The organism is Kiloniella sp. (assembly GCF_048270245.1).
Classification (GTDB): domain Bacteria; phylum Pseudomonadota; class Alphaproteobacteria; order Kiloniellales; family Kiloniellaceae; genus Kiloniella.
Genome location: NZ_JBLWTH010000003.1, coordinates 436,452 through 458,770 on the forward strand (window position 1 = coordinate 436,452; position 22,319 = coordinate 458,770).

15 protein-coding genes are annotated in these 22,319 nt (G+C 46.0%); 2 read left to right on the top strand and 13 right to left on the bottom strand.

The window, feature by feature from the left end; translation table 11 throughout:
- Window positions 1-36: 36 nt before the first annotated feature.
- The 7 genes from ACN0W5_RS09710 to cysD form a co-directional block, all read right to left on the bottom strand.
- Window positions 37-2,457, bottom strand: coding sequence for an acyl-CoA dehydrogenase (locus ACN0W5_RS09710; protein WP_417453934.1), 2,421 nt, complete (start codon window positions 2,455-2,457; stop codon window positions 37-39).
- A gap of 64 nt (window positions 2,458-2,521) precedes the next feature.
- Window positions 2,522-4,852, bottom strand: coding sequence for a 3-hydroxyacyl-CoA dehydrogenase NAD-binding domain-containing protein (locus ACN0W5_RS09715; RefSeq protein ID WP_417453935.1), 2,331 nt, complete (start codon window positions 4,850-4,852; stop codon window positions 2,522-2,524).
- Window positions 4,849-5,991 (bottom strand): thiolase family protein, encoded by a 1,143-nt coding sequence (locus tag ACN0W5_RS09720; RefSeq protein ID WP_417453936.1) that lies wholly within the window; start codon window positions 5,989-5,991, stop codon window positions 4,849-4,851. Before ACN0W5_RS09720 ends, ACN0W5_RS09715 begins: the two co-directional genes overlap by 4 nt.
- Window positions 5,992-6,062: 71 nt before the next feature.
- Window positions 6,063-7,745 carry a long-chain-fatty-acid--CoA ligase gene (locus tag ACN0W5_RS09725; RefSeq protein WP_417453937.1) on the bottom strand — a complete coding sequence of 561 codons (1,683 nt, stop codon included), beginning with the start codon at window positions 7,743-7,745 and terminating at the stop codon, window positions 6,063-6,065.
- Window positions 7,745-10,093 carry a serine aminopeptidase domain-containing protein gene (locus ACN0W5_RS09730; RefSeq protein ID WP_417453938.1) on the bottom strand — a complete coding sequence of 783 codons (2,349 nt, stop codon included), beginning with the start codon at window positions 10,091-10,093 and terminating at the stop codon, window positions 7,745-7,747. The genes ACN0W5_RS09725 and ACN0W5_RS09730 overlap by 1 nt, the downstream gene beginning before the upstream one ends.
- Before the next feature lie 263 nt (window positions 10,094-10,356).
- Window positions 10,357-12,255 (bottom strand): sulfate adenylyltransferase subunit CysN, encoded by a 1,899-nt coding sequence (gene cysN, locus ACN0W5_RS09735; RefSeq protein WP_417453939.1) that lies wholly within the window; start codon window positions 12,253-12,255, stop codon window positions 10,357-10,359.
- Window positions 12,255-13,163 carry a sulfate adenylyltransferase subunit CysD gene (cysD, locus tag ACN0W5_RS09740; RefSeq protein WP_417453940.1) on the bottom strand — a complete coding sequence of 303 codons (909 nt, stop codon included), beginning with the start codon at window positions 13,161-13,163 and terminating at the stop codon, window positions 12,255-12,257. The genes cysN and cysD overlap by 1 nt, the downstream gene beginning before the upstream one ends.
- 457 nt (window positions 13,164-13,620) lie before the next feature.
- Between cysD and ACN0W5_RS09745 the strand changes: the two genes are divergently transcribed.
- Window positions 13,621-14,316: a D-glycero-alpha-D-manno-heptose-1,7-bisphosphate 7-phosphatase gene (locus ACN0W5_RS09745; protein WP_417453941.1), complete on the top strand. Its 696-nt coding sequence runs from the start codon at window positions 13,621-13,623 to the stop codon at window positions 14,314-14,316.
- Between the two features lie 117 nt (window positions 14,317-14,433).
- Here the strand turns inward: ACN0W5_RS09745 and ACN0W5_RS09750 are convergent, their stop codons facing one another.
- The 4 genes from ACN0W5_RS09750 to ACN0W5_RS09765 form a co-directional block, all read right to left on the bottom strand.
- On the bottom strand, window positions 14,434-15,000 hold the full coding sequence (locus ACN0W5_RS09750; RefSeq protein WP_417453942.1) for a D-sedoheptulose-7-phosphate isomerase: 567 nt from the start codon (window positions 14,998-15,000) through the stop codon (window positions 14,434-14,436).
- A 157-nt stretch (window positions 15,001-15,157) separates the two neighbouring features.
- On the bottom strand, window positions 15,158-15,805 hold the full coding sequence (locus ACN0W5_RS09755) for a GntR family transcriptional regulator (RefSeq protein ID WP_417453943.1): 648 nt from the start codon (window positions 15,803-15,805) through the stop codon (window positions 15,158-15,160).
- Window positions 15,806-15,870: 65 nt separating this feature from the next.
- A complete protein-coding gene (locus ACN0W5_RS09760) occupies window positions 15,871-16,464 on the bottom strand; it encodes an NADPH-dependent FMN reductase (protein WP_417453944.1) in 594 nt (197 codons plus the stop codon).
- A 98-nt stretch (window positions 16,465-16,562) separates the two neighbouring features.
- Window positions 16,563-17,438, bottom strand: coding sequence for a helix-turn-helix domain-containing protein (locus tag ACN0W5_RS09765; protein WP_417453945.1), 876 nt, complete (start codon window positions 17,436-17,438; stop codon window positions 16,563-16,565).
- A 174-nt stretch (window positions 17,439-17,612) separates the two neighbouring features.
- Here ACN0W5_RS09765 and ACN0W5_RS09770 point away from each other — a divergent pair, with 174 nt between their 5' ends.
- Complete coding sequence (locus ACN0W5_RS09770) at window positions 17,613-18,509, top strand: DMT family transporter (RefSeq protein WP_417453946.1); 897 nt, start codon at window positions 17,613-17,615, stop codon at window positions 18,507-18,509.
- Window positions 18,510-18,582: 73 nt separating this feature from the next.
- Here ACN0W5_RS09770 and ACN0W5_RS09775 read toward each other — a convergent pair whose 3' ends face one another.
- Window positions 18,583-19,155, bottom strand: a complete 573-nt coding sequence (locus ACN0W5_RS09775) for a TetR/AcrR family transcriptional regulator (protein ID WP_417453947.1) — start codon at window positions 19,153-19,155, stop codon at window positions 18,583-18,585.
- Window positions 19,156-19,281: 126 nt separating this feature from the next.
- Window positions 19,282-22,317, bottom strand: a complete 3,036-nt coding sequence (locus ACN0W5_RS09780) for an aminotransferase class III-fold pyridoxal phosphate-dependent enzyme (protein ID WP_417453948.1) — start codon at window positions 22,315-22,317, stop codon at window positions 19,282-19,284.
- Window positions 22,318-22,319: the final 2 nt, after the last annotated feature.

Sequence of the window (22,319 nt, forward strand, 5' to 3'; positions counted from 1 at the left end):
GAGCTATCTCTTAATGAGGATAACTAAAAAACCAGCTCACCCCTTAAGTTTTTTGTAAGCTGTCTGGCTATAGTCATCCACTTCCACGACGGCATCCGCTAGGCTTTGCGCTTCCAGCAACTGCTGAAATTCATCCTCATCAACAACACCCTTTGCGACAGCGACAAGATAAAGATCTTCGCGCGCAACACCCCTCAAAATTCCTGTTTTTCGGGCTGTTCGGATACGGGCTTCCAACGGAATAACACCTTGTATTTTACGATAGGCTTCTTCCAAAGCCCCCATTGCATCATCCGGGTTATCCGAGACGGAAATATCACGGGACAGTTTCTCGCGCCCACCTAAATCCCCCATCATGCGGTTGGCCAGCGCAATGTTTTGCATATCAGTAGGACCATGGGCTTTTCGACCCAGCAGAAACAGACGGAACCGAAGCATCGTTCCGACAAACTTTACCGGATAGTTGTGTGTTATTGTCAACAATGCCTGTTCAATTTCCTGATAGGCATGGGCACAAAACCAGTCCAGATAAAGCTCGTCTTCTTTCAAACTCCCTTCATCTTCAAAGCGCTTTACTGCTGCTGTCGCCAGATAGAGCCAAGATAAAGCATCCGCTAAACGCCCACTGAGAGTTTCACGCCGCTTTAAACTACTCCCCAAAAGCAACATGGAAACATCCGCGACCAAAACAAACGCAGACGAATAGCGGGTGATCAACTGTTTGTGGCGGCGCGCTTTTGCCGTCCCTTTGACCTTAAGAAACCGGCCTGCGGTCAAACCATCAATCCCAGCTCTGGCGGCATTACAAACTGTAAAGTTGATATGCCCCCAGAAAGCATCATCAAAATCTTTGAGGCTATTGTTTGCAACTGCCGCCAGCTCTTTGGGAACAAAAGGGTGTCCACGAATGGACCCTTGTCCAAAGATAATCATGGAACGGGTCAGTATATTTGCGCCTTCAACAGTAATAGCAATGGGTAGCCCATCATAGGCTCTGCTCAGAAGGTTTTTTGGACCTCGGCAAATGGCTGCACCGCCCAATATATCCATAGCATCCAAAAAAACTGTCCGCATGTTTTCGGTTAAATAGGCCTTTGCAATTCCCGATAACACGGAAGGACGTTCACCAGAATCAACAGCGGCACAGGTCAATTGACGCGCCGCATCCATCCCATAGGTTAAGCCTCCAATTCGCGCGAGACGTTCCGCGACCCCTTCAAATTTTCCGATTGGTAATCCGAATTGTCGACGAACGGCAGAATAGGCCCCGGTCACACGGGTCGCCAACTGTGACGCCCCCAAAGACAAGGACGGAAGAGAAACTGATCGACCGGCCGCAAGGGATTCCATCAACATGCGCCAGCCTTGACCAACGCCATCTTCTCCACCGATAACATAGCTTATTGGAATGAAAACATCTTTGCCTTCAATGGGACCATTTGGAAAAGGAATACCCATCGGATCATGACGCCTGCCAATTGACATGCCTTTTGTATCTCTCGGGATCAGGGCACAGGTTATCCCAAGATCCTCTTTATCGCTGAGCAAACCATCGGGATCACTTAGTTTAAAGGCTAATCCAATAACCGTCGCAACGGGGGCCAGCGTGATATAGCGCTTGCGCCAGTTAAGGCGAATACCCAGAATTTTCTTACCCTTTATTTTTTCTTCACAAATAACACCATGACTTTGGATAGAGGCAGCATCACTCCCCGCCTTTGGTTCTGTTAAAGCAAAACAGGGCATCTCTTCCCCGGTGGCCAAACGAGGAAGGTAGTGATCTTTTTGTTCTTCCGTCCCATAGTGAAGCAAAAGCTCAGCAGGCCCCAAAGAATTAGGCACCATCACAATAACGGACAAAGGCAGAGATCGAGACGAGAGCTTCAAAACCACAGCAGAATGAGCCTGTGCAGAGAATCCCAAGCCCCCGTATTTTTTGGGAATGATCATCCCAAAAAACTTCATGTCCCTTAGTTTTTGCCAGAGTTCTTCTGGTAAATCGCGGTCTTGAGCGATCTTCCAATCATCTGTTTCCTGACAGATTTCTTCGACAGGTCCATCCACAAAATCCTGTTCTTCTTTTGTTAGTCCAGAAACATTAAATTCTTCCAGCTTCGTCCAATCCGGACGACCACTGAATATTTCAGCATCCCACCACACGGTACCTGCATCCAATGCAGTTTGTTCTGTCTCGCTGATTTTTGGCAGGCTGCGTTTGACAATTTTCATCAACCCTGCGGTGAGAAAAGGCCGCCTGATGCCTTGAATTCCAAACAAGCCAGAAAGGACAGCTGTAAAGATGATTGCCCATCCAGTTAATACGGTTGGCATCCCGGCGAGATCACCCCCAGCAATAAGTACAAGAAGAGCCAACACCCATCCCCAAAATCCTTGCCCGCGATATAACAGCGTCGCAAGAACAATGATCGCAAGTAGGAATGTGAAAAGGATAATCATAACGGGAACCTCTTCTTCTTTTGATTTATTAATCTCAAACTTTGGCCAAATTTCTAAACGACGGCTAATTCCTCAGCGGCTTACCGGTCTTGAGCATGTGGTGTACGCGCTCAATCGTATCAGGGTGACGGCACAAGGCATGGAACGCTTCACGCTCCAACTCCAACAGTTTGTCTTCACTGACTTTGCTTGTCATATCCGTATCACCACCACTCAGGATCGTTGAAAGTGCAGCTGAAACAACGACATCATGCGGTGTGGCTTTTCCTGATTTTCGGAAGCCCTCCACGGCCAGATCCAAGGCAACTTTTCCACTTTCCCCCGGAAGGGTTATTTCAGCCGCTGTTGGCGGGTGGTATCCAGAAACCAGTTCAAGCGCACGCTCTTTGGCATCCGCAAGAACACGGTCGCGGTTCATGGTTATTCCATCACCCGCCCGGATAATTTTCATATCTCGTGCTTCTTCTGCTGACTTGGCGACCTGCGCCAGCCCGATCAATTCAAAGACTTTGGACACAGGCGGCATTGGTCCTTTTGGCGTGTCCGTCGCCAGTGCCCAGCGACACATCATTTCCTTACACCCACCCCATCCGGGAATAATACCAACGCCCACCTCTACCAGCCCGGTATAGGTTTCGGCATGCGCCTGTACCGCATCACTATGTAAAAGCAGTTCGCAAGCCCCACCAAGCGCAAGCCCCGAAGGGGCAGAGACAACAGGGAATGGTGCAAATTTCAATGCTTTGTAGGTTTCCTGACCGCGGCGAACCATATAATCGATAAAGGGATAGGCCCAAAGTCTGGCAGCAACAGACATTAAGCCTATATTCGCCCCAACAGAAAAGTTGGTTCCATCATTATAAACAACCAGTGCTTTGTATTCATTGGTTTCAATTTTCTCTCTTGCCCGGTCCATCATAGATAAGGTCCAAAGATTGAGAGAGTTCATCTTGCTATGAAATTCCAGGCACAAGACGTCATCATCAAGATCCCATAGGGATGCAGACGGATTACGCAGTACAGGCTTTGATCTCGCTTTAATATCATCAAGCTTAAGAACCCCGGCATTAGGATAGCGTTTTAAGTATTGACCTTCATGCCCAAAGACTTCCCTAAAACCTTTGGATTTACGATAGAACTTACCCCTACCAACAGATTTCAGCACAGCAGGCACATCTGTGTTTTCTGACTGCAATCGAGTACAAAACCATTCTACGCCAATTTGATCCAACAGCTCAAAAGGGCCATACTTCCAATTGTACCCCAGTTGCATGGCTTCATCGACGGCTTCAATATCGTCAGAAACATCCGGGACAAGTGATGCTGCATACGCCAAGGTTTTTGACATAACAGACCAGGCATAGCGTCCAGCAGGGCTGTCATCGTCAAGAACCTTGCGCGGGTTCTTACGACCAGCCTTTTCAACAATTGCGACGGAGGGACGTTCCGCTTTTGTGTATTCACCTGTCTTTAAATCAATCGCCTCTTTTACCTTCTCAGCACTATCGGGCCTTAGACGATAAAAGCCCCCCTTGCCTTTACGCCCGGTATAACCATCAGCAATAAGCGTCTTGATCAACTCCGGTTCCTGATAAATTTCGTGGAAAGGATCTTCAGGCGACAGGCTTTCTGACATTGATGAAAGAACATGGGGCATGAGATCCAGCCCAACCATATCCAAAAGGGCAAAAACGCCTGTTTTGGGGATACCAAAAGGCCGTCCGATTACTGCATCTGCAACTTCTATGGAAACATTCTGTTTCATGGCCTCGACAACGGCACATTGCAGCCAGAAAACACCGATACGATTAGCAAGGAACCCCGGCGAGTCCTTACAATGAACAACGCCCTTACCCAAGCTGCGATCACAGAATCTCTCAATAAGTTTGCACTGTTCTTCGGATACTTCAGAACCCGAGACGAGTTCCAGTAACCGCATATAACGAGGCGGATTAAAGAAGTGGGTAATCAGAAAATCGCGTCTGAAACTTTCGGGTAAATCAGCAACAAGTTGTTCGCGACACAGAGTAGAGGTGTTCGACGAGACAATTGCGCCCTTTTTGCGGAATTTATCTATTTTTTTATAGAGCGTCTGCTTAATTGCTACGTCTTCGATAATCGCCTCAACGACCCAATCGCAGTCAGCTAACAGCTTAAGATCATCTTCTGTGTTCGCAGGTGTAATGCGATTAGCATTCCGCTTGTTCATCAAAGCAGCAGGGTTGCTTTTGACCAGTTTACCAATAGCATCTTTTGCTATCTTATTGCGATCTTCGTTATCTTCTGACGGGCGATCAAACAGCAAAACAGCCACACCGGCATTCGCAATTTGCGCTGCAATACCAGCCCCCATAACGCCAGCGCCAATAACGGCAACTTTATCTATTCCCTTCATTCAACGGCCTCCAGAATAGTCGCTATTCCCTGACCGCCACCAATACACTGGGTCGCCAAGGCAAACTTACCCTTTTCCCGCTTTAACAACTGGGCCGCTTTCCCTGTAATACGGGCGCCAGTTGCCCCCAAGGGATGCCCAATAGCAATCGCGCCGCCATCCAGATTAATTTTACTCTCGTCCAGTTTCAAATCTGCCATACACGCCAATGCCTGGCTTGCGAAAGCTTCGTTTAGTTCTATGACATCCAGATCCGCAAGAGAGATTCCTGCGCGCGCAATCGCCTTGTTGGTTGCCGCCACAGGACCAATTCCCATTATTTCTGGTGCACATCCTGCAACGGCAATACTGCGGATTTTAGCCAGAACACCCAGCCCCTGAGCTTTTGCAAAATCAGCCGTACAAACAATAACAGCCGTTGCGCCATCAGTAAGAGGAGATGACGACCCCGCGGTTACATTCCCCCCTTCTTTGAAAGCGGGTGAAAGTCCTGACAATCCGTCGATCGTACTGTTCCCCCGAATACAGCCATCCTGATCCACCATATCGCCAGCATTTGTTTTTATAGGAATAATCTCGTCCTTAAAGTTTCCCTTTCCCTGAGCTTCTGATGCTTTCAAATGACTGTTAAGAGAAAATTGATCTTGATCCTTACGGCTGATGCTATACTTGTCAGCAACATTCTCAGCGGTTTCCCCCATGGAGACATAGGCAGGCGGGTATTCCTTTGCGAGAGCCGGATTCAACAGAGGGTTAAAACCCATCATAGGCACCCGTGTCATTGATTCGATACCCGCACAAATATAGGCATCCCCCGCCCCCATGGAGATAGCACCGGCAGCCATGTGAATGGCCTGCATGGATGACCCACAAAAGTGATTGACCGTTGCACCACCAACAGATTGAGGTAAATTCGCGAGAAACACCGCCAGACGGGCGACGTTTAATCCTTGCTCACCTTCAGGAAAAGCGCACCCCATAAAGACCGCTTCAATGCTTTTACCTTCAATCCCGGTTTTCTGAACCAATCCTTTAATGACCTGCGCCACGAGATCATCAGGTCGAACCTTGGCCAAAGCCCCTTTATTTGCAAAATGGAACGGGGAACGTGCGTAGCCTGCAATGACAATATCGACCATATTTCTACCTCTGTTGTTCTCAGAACCGCTGTTCTGTATTCCAATATCTTTTTACTGTTCTCTCTTAATCATTACGTCGAAGACGTTTCTTCACGAAGCTCTTTCTTGGAAAGCTTGCCAATCATCGTTTTAGGTAGTTCAGACCTGAACTCAATTTCTCTTGGCACTTCAATGGGGGATAAATATTCTTCCAGAAACTCTAGCAGTTCATCCGTTTCCAAGCTTGCGCCTTCTCTTAACTTGATAAAGGCTTTGGGGATTTCGCCGTGTTCGACCTCGGCGATACCAATGACAGTGACCTCTTCCACGGAAGGATGACGATTGATCGCTTCTTCAATATTCCGGGGATAAACATTGTATCCGTTACAAATAATAAGATCTTTAAGACGATCCAAAAGAAAAACATATCCTTCATCATCCATATAACCAACATCACCGGTATGAAGACGGCCTTCCTTGATTGCACGCCCCGTTGCTTCCTCATTATGCCAATAGCCCTTCATGACTTGAGGCCCCGTTACACAAAGCTCTCCCTTTTCACCAATATCTAGCAAGACATGGGGCGCTTCTATGCCCCGGATTTCAAAATGGGTCTCTGGCAACGGGAGGCCGATAGATCCTTCTTTATTTTGCCCGCCAACGGGGTTACAGGCACAAACAGGTGATGCCTCACTCAGACCATACCCTTCAACAAGAATGCAACCTGTTAGGGTTTCAAACTGCTTTTTTGTATCCAAAGGCAAAGGCGCCCCACCTGAAATACAGTACTTAATAGACGAAAGATCATACCGCTCAACGACGGGTGAATTATTTACCGCGCCGTACAAAGTTGGCACACCCATCATTAATGTCGGCTTAAATCGGTCAATTGTCTTAAGCATCTGCCCCAATTGGAAGCGAGGGAGTAGAATTAATTCTGCGCCAAGAGCAATTCCCATATTCAGGACAGTGGTCATGGCAAATACATGGAACATGGGCAAAACGCCAAGGATACGTTCTTCGCCGGGAACAGCATCGGAAAACCAAGCAACAACCTGAGTTGTATTGGCAATAACATTGCCATGACTCAAAACCGCGCCCTTAGGCTTCCCCGTAGTTCCCCCCGTGTACTGCAACACGGCGGTATCCTTGCGTGTAACATCTACCGGATAAGCACCCTCTGCACTTTCGGCCAGATCAGTAAACTCTATAAACTCAGAGCCCGAAGGGTGCGATATTTTATGAAACTGCAGCACAGAAAATAGTGCCCCCTTGATTGTCGGCATCGCTTGGGCAAGCCGACAAATAACAACTTTTTCCAGTGGTGTTTGAGAGAACTGTTTTTCAACCTTTTCGCAAAGCTCTTTAACATCCAGTGTTATCAAAAGCTTTGCACCGCAGTCATTTAGCTGATGTTCCAGTTCCTCTGGTGCATACAAAGGATTTGAATTAACGACAATCGCACCAATTTTTAAAAGCGCATAATAACACACAACAAAATAAGGACAGTTTGGCAAGAACAAGACCACGCAGTCCCCCTTGCCGACACCTTGCCTTTGCAATCCAGCCGCAACCAACTCTACCTGATCAAAAATATCCGTGTAGCTATAGCTCCGGCCAAGGAACTCAACACAAGGACGTTCAGGAAAACGAGCAACAACCTGCACCAAATTCTGATAAAGAGACTGGTTATCAGATCGAACCGCATCATCGCGCATCAAAGAGGCTTCGGGGTAAGTTCCAGTATGAGATGCTTTTTGAGGCGTCTCATTCATCACCCAATCCCCCCTTCTTCATACAGGCGATCTTCTGACTGTTCCTTTTGTATCACCTCTTGCTGATTAACCGCTTTCTGATCAATCGTTTCCAAGAAACCAAGAATACCTTGGCGGCAATTGCCAATGTTCTCGTATAAAATTCCATGCTTCTCTGATTCGACCATAATCAACTCTTTATCCTTGGTCCCGATCAAATCAAAAACTTCATTAATCCCTTTGGCATCGACGACTGGATCCTCAATCCCCTGGAAAAGTTTTACAGGACATGAAACCTTTGCCAGACTATCCCGAAGCTGTTCGTGCAGTTGGTGAAGTTCATAGGTCGTTCGTACAGGCACACTGCGATAATTAACTTCTGGATTTTCGCTAGGATGCTCTTTGAAAACACCTTTCTCTTCTAGCGTCGGAACCCAACTTGACAGCCTTTCAAAGCCATGTGCCAAATGCGCAAATAACAGGTTACTGGTCTTGAATTGCCAAGGAACAGATACAGCAGAAACCGATGATATCCCGTCAGGGTTCTGAGCAGCTTCAAGTAAAGAGAGTGTGCCGCCAGTCGCAAAGCCAACCAAACTGATATCATCAACAAAAGCTGATAAGATCTGACGGCCCCGCCCGATTGAATCCATCCAATCTTGCCAATGACGATCTCTCAAATCCCAAGGGGACGTGCCATGCCCCTTCAAGCGAATACCCATGACCGCATATCCTTGTTCGGAAATCTCCCGACCGAATTCATAAAGCTCGGCGGGTGATGCGAGAAGACCATGAACCAGAAGCACACCTGTTTTACGGCAATTTTCCGGAACAATTAGATAGGGTTCAGCCGGGGCACAGGCTGTTTCCTTGAGATTGATCTCGATATGATGTGGTTTCGTATAAGTCTTGCGATCGCAATCAAGAGATAAATTTTCATCATCAAGAAGATGAAGTGCGAATGCGGATTGCCCAACATCCCCTATTGATTCGTAAGCCTCTTCAACACTGATAACAGCTTCTTTTATAGGCATCACTTCATTAGCATATACACGGATTAAATTCTCCAACCGAACCGTGTTAAAACTTGTTATTTCAAGAACTGTTTCATCAAACAGATAGTAATCACCATCTTCTTTTATATGCTCGACACAACCTTCGGCCGACATATATTTTACCAATGCGTCACAGCTATTCCCTTTATTCAGGCTCCAATAATTTTCAGGTTTTGTCAGGCTACGGTGGAGGTGAACATCTGTTTTTTGCTGACAAGACTTAATGGCGAGATACAGCGCCCTGTGGAAATTTCTCTTTGAAATTCGAGCTTCTTTTTTCAAAACAAGATATCGGATCAAAGACGAAGCCAAGTGATAGAGATTGACGGTAACCCCGGTATAGATAGCATCCATGTAATAGTCGCGCAGACGATTGGTGCCACGGGAACTGCATAACTTAAATATCTTTTCGTTTAGGGTATCCGGTGCATGAGAAAGTTTGAAAAAATCATCAAGGGAATTGATCTGGTTAAATACTCTTGAAAGCAGGCGTTTTTCCCACCATTTCCAGACATGCCGCACATCCAGTGGCTTGCTGACGCGAATATCCATGTCGCAATCCTTGAGGATCATATTCGCTTCGATCAGAATCTCTTCAACAAGCCTCGGGTTAGTCCCCTTGCTGAAAAACTCTGCACTTCGGCTTAAAATATTATCACTCGCCCTGATAGGATAAAAAGTAATGTTTGCCGGGATGATTTCGGTCGGTTTGCTTGCGACAGCCAAAAGTTCTTCTGTTGTATCCATTTCCAGCGCTTTTGCCCATCTCTCCAAGCGCGCGTATTCTTTGGCTTCAAACACAGACAAGACACGCTGTTTGAATAGTTCGACAGTCAGGGCAAGAACGGCAGCCCCGGTATGGTGCTTGCGCCTGATCTTTGCCGTTGGCGAAAAGATACTATACTCACCAGAAGGACCAACAACGTGCCTGTCTTTGACCATCCCTCCCTCGGGAAAGATGATGACCTTTCGCCCACGCAGGATTTCAGCAGCAAGGAATGGGAGTAATCCCGGATGATTATGGGGCACTGCCCCAACACCATATAAAAAATTGGCAAAGGATTCATTACCGTCAAACAGCTCACCCGCGGCGACACAACGACAGTACTGTCCCGTTTCTTCGTGAATTAAATATTGGGGAATAATTGTTTCAAATCGGGCGAAGTGATTAAAAAGATAAATATCGCCCTCTGCGAATTTATCGTAATCATCATGCAGACAGATATTGATGCCAAGGCGCTTTTTCACCAAAGAAAAAGCCTTCACGCACCAGTCATATGTTGGTTTAAAGTCGAGGTCCAGTTCTGTATCCATCTCCCCACCTAAGCCGTTACTCTAAATACCCCTATAGTATTTGAATGCGACCTAATAACTATTATCTGTGTACGATCATCCTTACCTGAAAATCACAATCCGGCGATCAAACATCATCTTAGCTCAATCTCTCAAATACCAAGTAAACCACAATACGGGCTAAGGTAGTATTAATATTAGCTACTTTCGCGCAAAATTAAGGCACAAAAAAGGGGCTGGTAAAATTACCAACCCCTTTTCCCGAACAACAGACTATGTTTGTTTTATATAAAACCGCGCTCTTTGAGCTGGGCAATAACGTCGTCTGCCAAAACTTCTGGTTCCGCACTTCCGCCAGCCAAAACGATTTCGGCATTCACTGGCGCTTCATAAGCGGAATCAATACCAGTAAAGTTTTTGATATCTCCAGCACGGGCTTTCTTATATAGCCCTTTCGGATCCCGTTCTTCACAAACTTCCAACGGCGTATCCACAAATACTTCGAGGAACTCGCTTTCGCCCATCAGCTCTCGCGCCATACGGCGTTCGCTTCTAAAAGGCGAAATGAACGATACAAGAACAATCAACCCAGCGTCGACAAACAGGCTCGCGGTTTCAGAGACACGGCGAATATTCTCAACCCGGTCAGCATCTGTAAATCCAAGATCCTTGTTCAAGCCATGACGCACATTATCCCCATCCAGGGTGTATGTGTGTCGGCCTTCGGCAAAGAGTTTCTTTTCAACCAAGTTGGCAACCGTTGATTTACCCGCGCCAGACAATCCGGTAAACCAGAGAACACAGGGCTTTTGCCCCTTCTGCTCTGCTCGATTACCTTTGTTAACGTCCAGCTCCTGCCAAACAATATTACTTGCGCGGCGCAATCCGAAATCAATCATCCCAGCACCAACTGTTGCGTTGGTATAGCGGTCGATCAGAATAAAAGAACCTGTTTCGCGGTTATCTTTATAGGCATCAAATGGAATAGCTCGATCAAGCGCCAGATTACAGACCCCAACCTCGTTCAATTCCAGCGTTTTACCAGCTTGTTCTTCCAGGGTATTCACATTGACCTTGTGATGAAGGTCAGAAATGACCACGGGCACAGTCGTTGCAGCCGTTTTCAAAAGATACGGGCGCCCCGGCAACAAGGCATCTTCCTGCATCCACAAAATATGCGCCTTTAGCTGATCACTAAGCTCTGGCACGTCATCTACTTTGGATAGAAGATCGCCACGGCTAATGTCGATTTCGTCCTGTAGCGTAATTGTGACGGCTTGCCCGGCAATGGCTTCATCCAAATCACCATCAAAGGTCACAATACGGTCAACTTTGGATGTTTTGCCCGACGGAGAAACAGCAATGTCGTCCCCCGGCTTGATACGTCCGGATGCAATCGTTCCGCTGAAGCCACGGAAATCAAGGTTCGGACGGTTGACCCATTGAACGGGCATCCGGAAAGCCGTCTCGGTTATATCCGTGGTGACATCAACGGTTTCAAGGTGATCAAGCAAAGTCGGACCTTTGTACCAAACCATCTCAGCACTCCGCTCGATAACGTTCTCCCCTTTAAGGGCAGAGATCGGCGTCGTAATAATGTTCGGTATATCCAACTTTTCCGCAAAGGCCAGATACTCTTCGACAACCTCGTTGTATCGGTCTTGGGAATAGTTAACCAGATCCATCTTATTGACCACTAGTACAACGTTCTTAATACCAAGCTGAGATACAATATAGCTATGGCGTCTGGTTTGGGTCAAAACCCCTTTGCGCGCATCGACAAGGATAAGCGCGAGTTCTGCACCTGATGCACCCGTTGCCATGTTCCGGGTATATTGTTCGTGGCCCGGTGTATCCGCGACAATAAACTTGCGCTTGTCGGTAGAGAAAAAGCGGTAAGCAACATCAATGGTAATGCCTTGCTCCCGCTCGGCTTGAAGGCCATCAACCAACAAAGCCAGATCGATATCTTCGCCTGTTGTACCAACTTTTTTACTATCACTTTCCAGTGCCGTTAGCTGGTCTTCGAAAATGAGCTTAGAATCATAAAGCAAGCGACCAATAAGCGTTGACTTACCATCATCGACAGAGCCACAGGTAATAAACCTCAACAGGCTTTTTTCTTCCTGCGCTTTAAGATAGGCCAGAATATCTTCGGAAATAAGGGTATCTTTGTGGGCCATTAGAAGTAGCCCTCCTGCTTTTTCTTTTCCATTGAGCCAGACTGGTCGTGATCAATCACACGTCCCTGGCGTTCTGATGTTGTGGTCAGTAACATTTCCTGAATGATGTCCGGTAATGTCGCTGCTTCTGATTCAACAGCGCCTGTAAGCGGATAACACCCTAGGGTTCTAAAGCGGACCGATTTCATCTCAGGTGTTTCACCCGGCTTCAACGGCATACGATCATCATCAACCATAATCAATGCACCATCGCGCTCAACGACCGGGCGCACTGCGGAATAATACAAGGGTACAATCGGAATATTCTCACGATAGATATATTGCCAGATATCCAGCTCGGTCCAGTTGGAAATAGGGAAAGCACGTATGCTCTCACCCGGTTTCACACGGGCGTTGTACACATTCCATAGCTCTGGACGTTGATTTTTCGGATCCCACCGATGATTTTCTGATCGAAAAGAGAAGACACGCTCTTTTGCACGGGACTTTTCTTCATCCCGGCGCGCCCCCCCGAAAGCTGCATCAAACTTGTACTTATCCAACGCCTGTTTCAATGCTTCAGTTTTCATCACATCCGTATAAAGTGCGGAACCATGATCAAAGGGGTTCATTCCCTTCTCACGGCCTTCTTCATTGGTATGAACGATGAGGTCAAACCCATATTCCGCAGCTATTTTATCTCGGAAAGCGATCATTTCCCTGAATTTCCATGTTGTATCAACATGCATCAAAGGAAAAGGCGGTTTAGAAGGATAAAAAGCCTTACGTGCCAAATGCAACATAACGGCAGAATCCTTACCAATGGAATAGAGCATCACAGGGTTACGAAACTCTGCCGCCACCTCACGAATGATATGGATACTCTCAGCTTCCAGCTGTTTTAAGTGTGTCAGATACGGGTCGCTCACCGTTTTCTCCGCAATACTGCTATATCAAGCAGGTAAAATACAAAAAATACAGCCCCAAAGCAGCCATAAACTCAACAGATGTCAAGTTCTTAGTCAAAAGCGGGGCGTTAAATTAAACACAAATTTTTAGTAAATACTAAAACTCAATGTCAATTTGATATGTTAAATAGTAACTACACTCTATTTAACAACATTAAAAGAGATTTTTTTATTATTAACATAAATTTAGTGTTTTTAATTAGAGGCAATATAATTGTTTAATTTCAACACACTACATCAAAAATACAAAAATAACTATTATTTTAGTATAAACAAAAATTCATATTTTCCACTTATTTAATGTAATTAATAATCTCAATTAATCATCATTGGCTTGAGAGTTTATTCCACGCAAGGTACTCAGAGTATATAATTCTATTTCCTTCCATTGACGAAACACCTTAACGAAGCAGAAGACATGAATACTCCCTTTTATGATCCTGACTTTCCTTACGCGACGATGCCTTATATTCAAGAAGATGGCATCTGGTGCGAAAAAAGAACGATCAAAGACCAAGTATTCCCAGTAAACGGGCCTGCCCTTTTTCTTGATCGTGATGGCGTTATCGTTAAAGAAGTGAATTATCTTCATAACCCGAATGATGTCGAGCTCATTCCCGGTGCTGCCGAGATAATTAAAGCAGCTAACCAGCAAAACATTCCTGTGATTATCGTTACCAACCAAGCCGGAATTGCATATGGCTACTTTGGCTGGTCCGATTTTCATTCGGTGCAAAACAGGATGCATCGAGAACTTGAAATCAAAGATGCCTATATAGACGCTGTTTTTGCCTGTCCCTTTCACCAAAAAGGGGAAACACCTTGGGGCGGACACCTAGAACACGAAGCAAGAAAACCCAACAACGGGATGCTTACGCGGGCCAATAACATACTTTCAATCGACCTAAAAAAGTCATGGATCGTGGGCGATAGAGCGACCGATCTTGAAGCGGGAAAAAAAGCAGGGTTAGCTGGCGGCTTGCATGTATTAACCGGACATGGCTCTCGCGTAGGAGAAGCCTCACTGGCAAGAGAACTGGCGAGTTCAAAATATCTAGTTCAAGAATCTGCCTCAATTAAAGGCGCTCAAAAACTGCCTCTGTTTATGCTTTAGAATCTTTTTTACAGATCCAAGCAAACAAAGAAATGTGCCCAACCACAGATTAAGAACATTCTGGATATTATGAACAGTTTTCAAAAGCCGAAGCCATGAACAGCAACAAACCTTTGGTTACTTCTCGTCTCGCAATCTAATTTCGGTTACACCACAGATATAGTGTCCGACAGCAATATGCATTTCTTGAATATGATTTGTTGTATCCGATGGTACTTTAATACAAAGATCACAAAGCTCGGCAAGTTTGCCACCACCTTGCCCCGTAAAGCCCATCACCGTAATACCCATCTTCTTTGCAACATCAACCGCAGCCACAATATTGCTGCTGTTACCGCTTGTCGTAATGCCAACAAAGACGTCACCCTCTTTGCCCAATCCGCTCAGTTGGCGTGCAAAGACCTGATCATAGCCATAGTCATTTGCAATCGCCGTCAAGGCAGAGGTATCAACCGTTAAGGCGATAGAGGGAAGGGAATCACGTTCGATAATATAACGCCCGACCAATTCAGCGGCTAAATGTTGTGAATCAGACGCAGAGCCCCCGTTTCCGCAGAAAATAATTTTATTCCCACGCTTTAAGGCCTGCACCCAAACGTCTGCAGCCTCATCCATGACGTCCCCCAAAACACTCAGTGCTTCAAAGTTTGTCACAACCGTCTGGCAATAATTTTTAAACGTCACGAGAGAACCTTTTGTGGAAAGTCAGGATGTCATTTAACTGGGATAAAATAATATTTTGTCAAAAATATGTGTCTCAAGACAACATGGCAACAACTGATTTAAAACCGGGGTGATGAAGATCCCAATTCGTCCAGCAACAAACCAAAGACAAGCGAAATCAAGGCAGCCTGTCTTGTAAGATCTGTGTCATCTTAGAGCCCCCCTCTTTGATATGCCTTGCCAGCAAATCAACCGCTTTTTCACTAAGATCAGCCCTGACCGCGGATAGAATCTCAGTATGCTCTTGTTGTGACTTTAACTTATAAGGAATGGTTTCGAATACTAATCGTTGATAACGTTCATTGTGCAGCCACAGTGCCTCGAGTGACTTCATTAACCTTGGCTGCTTCTCTGCTGCATAGATTGAACGGTGGAAAGCCCAGTTCGCTGACATAAGCAGATCCAGATCATTGGAATCATTTCCCTTCGTGATCGCCAATTCAGCACTGCCACAGTCAACAGCCCCAAAAACCGTCATTGCTTTTCTAAGCGCCAGACACTCCAATTCAAGTCGCATGTCTGTGATTTCTTGAGCATCTTCTTGCGTTAAAGGCGTAACCATTGCACCGCGACGCGGTTGAAAAAGGACCAGACCTTCTGCCCCAAGCTTTTGCAAAGCTTCACGTACAGGAACATGACTGGCACCAAAGCGTGCAGCAATGTGATCTTGACGCAAACGCTCACCCCCCGAAATCCCCCCCCGAAGAATGTCATTTCTCAGTTGCTGTGCGATTGCATCACTCATCCCCAAACTAGCGACAGGCAAAGTAAACCTCTTGATTATGATTTATGCTTCTTAAACAGAGTGCCTCAAATGACCACCTCAAACCATTACGATCGAGGTCGAATAGCATTCAAGCAAAGCCCAAGTTCTCTCAACCGATCCAGATAGTTGGTTATGCGTGTTACCGTCTTAGAATCATTTAGTTTCATCTCGTCATCGAATTTACTTTTATACAACGGCAAAACAAAATCCGGTGCCGCCAAAGGATAGGCCCCAAGCCCCGAAAGACTTTGTTTTAATTGTTGCTGTACCTTAGACGTTCCCAAAGCCCCCGGGCTAGTTCCCATGATGCCAACCGCAAGGTTTTTAAAAACCGACGGCGTACCACGAGATGCCCAATCGATCGCGTTTTTCAAAACCGCGGGTAAGCCGCTGTTATATTCAGGTGTAACCACAAGAAACCCGTCAGCTTTGCGAATAACTTCTTTAAAAGCCAAGGCAGAATCTGGGGTTTCAATTTCTTCAATATCTTGATTGAAAAGAGGCATGTCGGCCAATTGATCGAAAACTTCGATGGTGACGCCTTCTGGTGCCGCAGCAATTGCTTCCATCATCAAAGCTCGATTATAAGAAGCTTTTCGCAAGCTCCCGACCACAGCAACAATATGAAAAGACTTATTCGGACCTTCTGACAAACCCATCTTACTTTTTCTCCTGAACCAAAAATGTTAGCACCTAAACATGCCATAACATAAGCTTGGCCACGACCCCAGTAAGTTTATAAACTCACCTGATCTTTTCAGGACAGTTGCCGAAATTTTCTTGGCGTCAACCCAGTTGCCTTACGAAAGCGTGTAGCCATATGGCTCTGACTGCTGAACCCGCACTGAAAGGCAATTGAACTCAGCGTTTTTTGACTATTCCCTAATAAGTCCTTGGCCCTTTGCACCCGTCGGGTCAAAACATATTGGTGGGGGCTGGTCCCCATTGTTCGTTGAAACATCCGGGTGAAATGAAACGGGCTCAACTCGGCAACAGCAGACAGATCTTCGACAACCAAACCTTGATCCAAAAACGCCTCTATATAGTCCTTAACTCTTTTTGCGACATAAGGGGGTAATCCTCCCTTGATAAATTCTGGTTCAGCCGTTTTGTTTGTATAACCACGGAACAAATGCTGTATCAAGAGCTGCCCCGCATGTGACAAGCTCATTTTATCCGCAGGGTTTTGCCAATCCAAAGGTACAATTATTTGGCGAAACAGTTGTTCGATCACGGGATCACTTCGAAAGGCAACATCTTCAAGAGAAACCAGACTTGGATCAATATCATAACTTTCCAAGGCAATCCGATCGAATTCAGCCTGATCAAAATAAAGATGCATAAATTTAAACGGCGCTTCGATACTCCATTCAGAACGTACGCCAGCCGGCATGATACAAACCGCACCCGGGTGCCCCTTACCAAGCGATTTCTCACCATTATGGCGCTGTGTCCCTTTGCCCCCTTGCAGATAAAAGCTCAATGTATGGTGGCTTGCTCTCTCGTATACCGCATAGCCACCATCATTATGCCACGCAGACAAAGAAAGCCCTGACCCAATCTCAAGAGTTTGACTGGATTGTGCACCCACTTTTTTAAGGGTTTTATATATATAAAGTTCTTCTGGCTGCATGATCTTTGCCGATATCAATTTCCCCCAACTTAATCCTCTTGCTCACTTTTGAGAAGACACCAGTTTTCACTTAGCCGCAAGAATGTGAAAAAAGTGCCCGAAACTGATATACAGCCCGGTCGCTCCCCTTTATGACATCATCATCTTTTGAACAGTGATTTGTCTGGATGCCTTGTGAATATTCTGCTTTACCTTGGAACTGTCTTGATTTGGGGAACGACCTGGCTGGCAATCGCTTTTCAGGTTGGAACCGTGCAGGTCGAAGTGTCCGCCTTTTATCGTTTTGCCTTGGCGGCACTCGCACAAATCATTTTTATGCTTGCTTTAAGAAAACTTACATGGGTTCCGATCAAACAGCATAAGTGGTTTGTACTACAGGGTTGGTGTCTCTTCTGTTTGAATTTCATCTTCTTCTACAATGCAGCTAAGTATCTACCCAGTGGGTTGATCGCGGTTGTCTTTTCCCTGGCAAGCATCTTCAACATGATCAATGCCTTTATATTCCAGCAAAAGCCGCCGTCTTTAAGATCACTTATTGGTTCATGCCTTGGTGTTTTAGGGGTTTGCGCCCTCTTCTGGGAAGACATTCAACTCGGTAACGGAACCAGTTTTGGCCTCGTAGGCTTACTGTTATCCATAGCAGGAACCTATTGCTTTTCCCTCGGCAACTTGGTCTCACAACATCAGCAAAAGGCAGGGCGAAATGTCCTTGTCTCAAATTCCTATGCGCTGATTTATGGCAGCATAACGCTTGGGCTTTGGTGCCTGTTTCAAGGCTACTCGTTTGATATAGAGAACTCCTATAAATACTTAGGTGCTCTTTTTTATCTCGCCATTCCCGGCACTGTGATTGGCTTTGCCATGTATCTCAAACTTGTTGGACAGATCGGCGCAGAAAAAGCCGCCTATTCCACAGTCCTTTTCCCAATCGTTGCCCTGTCACTCTCTACCGTTTTTGAGGAATATATCTGGACAGAAACAGCTGTTTTAGGCGTTGTTCTTGCTTTGGGCGGAAACCTGATTGTTTTCTCAAAATGGTTCCCCAAACATAAGATCAAGCGCCCGACCTGATCATATTCCCAGATCAGGTTCTCAGCTTCAGGACCTTAGATAAATGCCTCTGATTCCGGGACAGGATCAGGCTCTATTCATCAAGCCTAACTATACTCCACGCAGCTTCGGTCAAATCTTGGATAAAGCTCTTATAATCCTGTGTCAGGCGGCCATAGACGTGGAAAACGGCAGGTTGGATCACGACACCCAGCACCATTGCAGCCATAAAATCAGGATCACCTTGCTTTATCCTTCCGTCACTCTGACCTTGCGCAATTAAATCCCGTAAAACCACAACTGGTGTAATCATGTCATCCGGGACTTCTTTGAGCTGTCCGTGCTGTGTCAAAAGCAAAAAAGTAAATAGCGCCTTGTCCTCTGCAAACAACTGGCAAAATCTGACAATCATATCCGCAATTTTTTGCTTGGAATCTTTACCTGTAGAAGCAATTTCCTGTAGATATTTCCCTTGTTCTTCATAGAGAGACAGAAACAGTTTTTTCACCAATTCATCTTTGCTTTTGTAATGGCGGTATATTGTACCTTCGGCAATTCCCGCGCCTGCGGCAATATCTTTGGTCGTGGTTTCCGTCACGCCCTTTTCAGCAAAGAGCTCCATAGCAACCCGATTTATTTTATTTTTCGTCGCCGTGCCATCACGCATAATTTAATGAACTCAATATCTATTGTGATTAAGCACTCACTATACTACTGAATATGAAAACGAAAACCCAAAAGAACTTAAGATCCCTCAAGCTCCTCTGGGTTAATGTATTAAAGCTGTCTAAAACTAACTGGCCTGACTAACCAAAGCCATACAGACATCAAACTCTTTTAGAAATTGATCTGCATTTTCCATCGTAAGGCACACTGGCGGCTTGATTTTCACCACATTATCCAGCGGGCCATCCGTTGAAAGCAGGATATTCTTTTCTTTCATAAGGTTGACAACCTTGCCGGCTTCAGCTGTTGCAGGCTCTAGCGTTTCTTGGTCATATACCAATTCAGCCCCGATAAAGAGCCCCCGCCCGCGAACGTCACCGATTAATGGATAGCGCGCCATCATCTCTGTCAGACCATCCAGAATATGTTGACCAACTTGAGCCGCATTATGCTGCAAGCGCTCATCCCGAATAACCTGCAACACTTCCCGCCCTATTGCACAAGAAACCGGGTTTCCACCAAAAGTATTGAAATACTCCATACCATTGAAGAAAGCATCTGCGACAGCCCGGGTTGTGATAACGGCCCCCATAGGGTGTCCATTTCCAATCGGCTTTCCGAGGGTAACAATGTCCGGCACAACATCCTGCAATTCAAAGCCCCACATGTGACTTCCAACGCGACCGAAACCAACCTGAACTTCATCAGCAATACAGAGGCCACCCGCACTTCGCACCGCTTCATAAACACGTTTTAGATATCCCTCAGGCAAGACAATCTGTCCACCACACCCCAGTAAGGATTCAGCAATAAAAGCCGCAGGTTTCCGGCCTTGTTTTTGCAAACCCGCTAGCTGTTCAATTGCCTTAGCAGCGTACTTATCACCACAATCAGGATCATCCCATTTAACAGGTCCCCGATATCCGTCAGGCATCGGACATATTTTAACATGATCCGGACAGCCCTTCCCCCCTTTGCGATTAAACTTATAGGGGCTTAGGTCAATGAGGGACGTTAAGTTCCCATGATACGCATGATCAACAATCAGCATATCTTTTTGCCCGGTATAGTTCTGAGCCAAGCGCAGGGCCAAATCATTGGCCTCACTACCAGAATTGGTAAAGAAGCATACCTCTAACGAGTCAGGAAAGGTCGCCAACAGTTCGCGTGCATAGTTAACAATATTGTCATGCATATAACGCGTATTTGTGTTGAGAACGGGCATTTGCCCTGTTGCAGCAGCAACAACACGGGGATGGCAATGTCCTACATGGCAAACATTGTTCACCATATCCAAATACTGCTCGCCTTGTTCAGTGTAGAGGTACTGTCCTTCACCACGCACAATTTTAAGCGGATCCGAATAGGACAAACTTAGATTGGGACTTAAATGTCTGGCACGTTCTTCGCGGATACTTTTTGAGCTACGCGTCACATCTCCCTGACATTTGGTTTTCATGCCCAGAATAAGATTTGGACTTGGACAGACAGATGACCAAACATTGATTTCACTACGCGCCGCCACACCGCAGATATCATTTTCCATGCCCATCAGATCTAACAGAAGTTGGAAATGAACATGAGGCGCCCAGTTGCCATTTTCAGGATAAGGACCGAGATAACCGATTACTTCACCTTTCTTAAAAGCTTTCCGATCTTCCCAAAGCTCCAACGATGAACGGCTAAGATGCCCGTATTTCGTATAGAAAACCTGCCCGTCGTCGGTTTTATGCTCTAGTATCATAACCGGACCATAGTCATAATCGCGCGTATTATCATTATGAACGCGCACAATACCGTCTAGTGGTGCATAGAGAGGTTCATATGCTGGCAGGAAGAGATCTATTCCCAAATGAACAGTGCGTTTTTCGTCCGGATCGACTGTTTCAAAAAAATCTCCCTTATACACATCCCGATCTTCCAGATAACTGCCAACCCCGACAGCAGCCCCAGCGTCTTTCATCAAGTCAAAGATAACATTTGTTGCATCTTCGGCACTGCGCGGTATCCCCTCCTCATTTACAGACAAGGGCGATAGATCGAGAACCAATACATTTTCCGGGGAAAGATCGTGTTGGCAAATCGGTCCAATTTTATCAGCATTGGTCAAAAGCCACTGTTCCAGCTTTCGAGACCCGGCACAGGCTTCATAGCCACAGACATCCCGTAAACGATAATGCACCACCTGCGGGTTGATCTGTTCCATCTTACGAAGAAGGTCACGAATATCTTTCTGGCTGATCAGCAGGTATTCATTTTCCGGATTGGCGGCATATTGCTGTGCCGCCATACAGGATGATTCAGCCAGCCGAACCCTTATCAGATCGTAGAGGATAGATAGCTCTTCCTCACACAGCGAATTCACCTTGTGATAACCAGACACAACATCACAAATTTTTCCGACAGGATCTTTCTGGGCCAGCATGGCATAAGCGCAAGCAACAGCAACTTCGCAAACCCGGTGACTTTTAATAAAATCGCCAAAATCAATAAGACCACTGATCTTGCCCTGTTTATCGACAAGAATGTTGTAGTCATTCGCATCATTGTGAATAACCTGTCGTGGCAACCTGCTTAAAGCACTCGCTGTTTCCTTGGAAAATTTTTCCAGGATTGATTCAACAATGGCCTTAATTTCTGCATCTGCAATCAAAGGAATAAAAGCTGTATGGGCAGATGCTTGAGCAATATCCCACAAAAAAGTTCTATCCGCCCCGGCATGCATAAAGGACTTAAGCGCCAGATCCATACGCCCCATCAATCCGCCAATCTGTTTAAAGTCCAAGCTTTGCTTCTGCGCTGCTTTATTCCAGACTTCTCCTTCCAACCAAGTTAGAGCGCGGATAAAACGATCTTGTCCGTTACAATCCGTAATTTTGTAAGTCGTTGCTTTTTTGTTGTTCTCAATAAGTCTCGGAAGCGGAAGTCCCCCGTCCTGATTTGTCAGCTCTATGAGCAACTGATCCTGTGCATCCAACCAGCAAACATCTGCCTCGGGCGCATATAGTTTAAGCACAAAACTCTCGCCTTTAGCCGTATCCATCCGAAAATTCTGATCTCTCTCGCTCGGTAAACCACTGGCTTTTGCAGTAAGACCATAAAATTCCTGAAAAAGAGCTTCGGCCTCACTTACGGTATAAACATGGAGTTTATTAACAGACATTT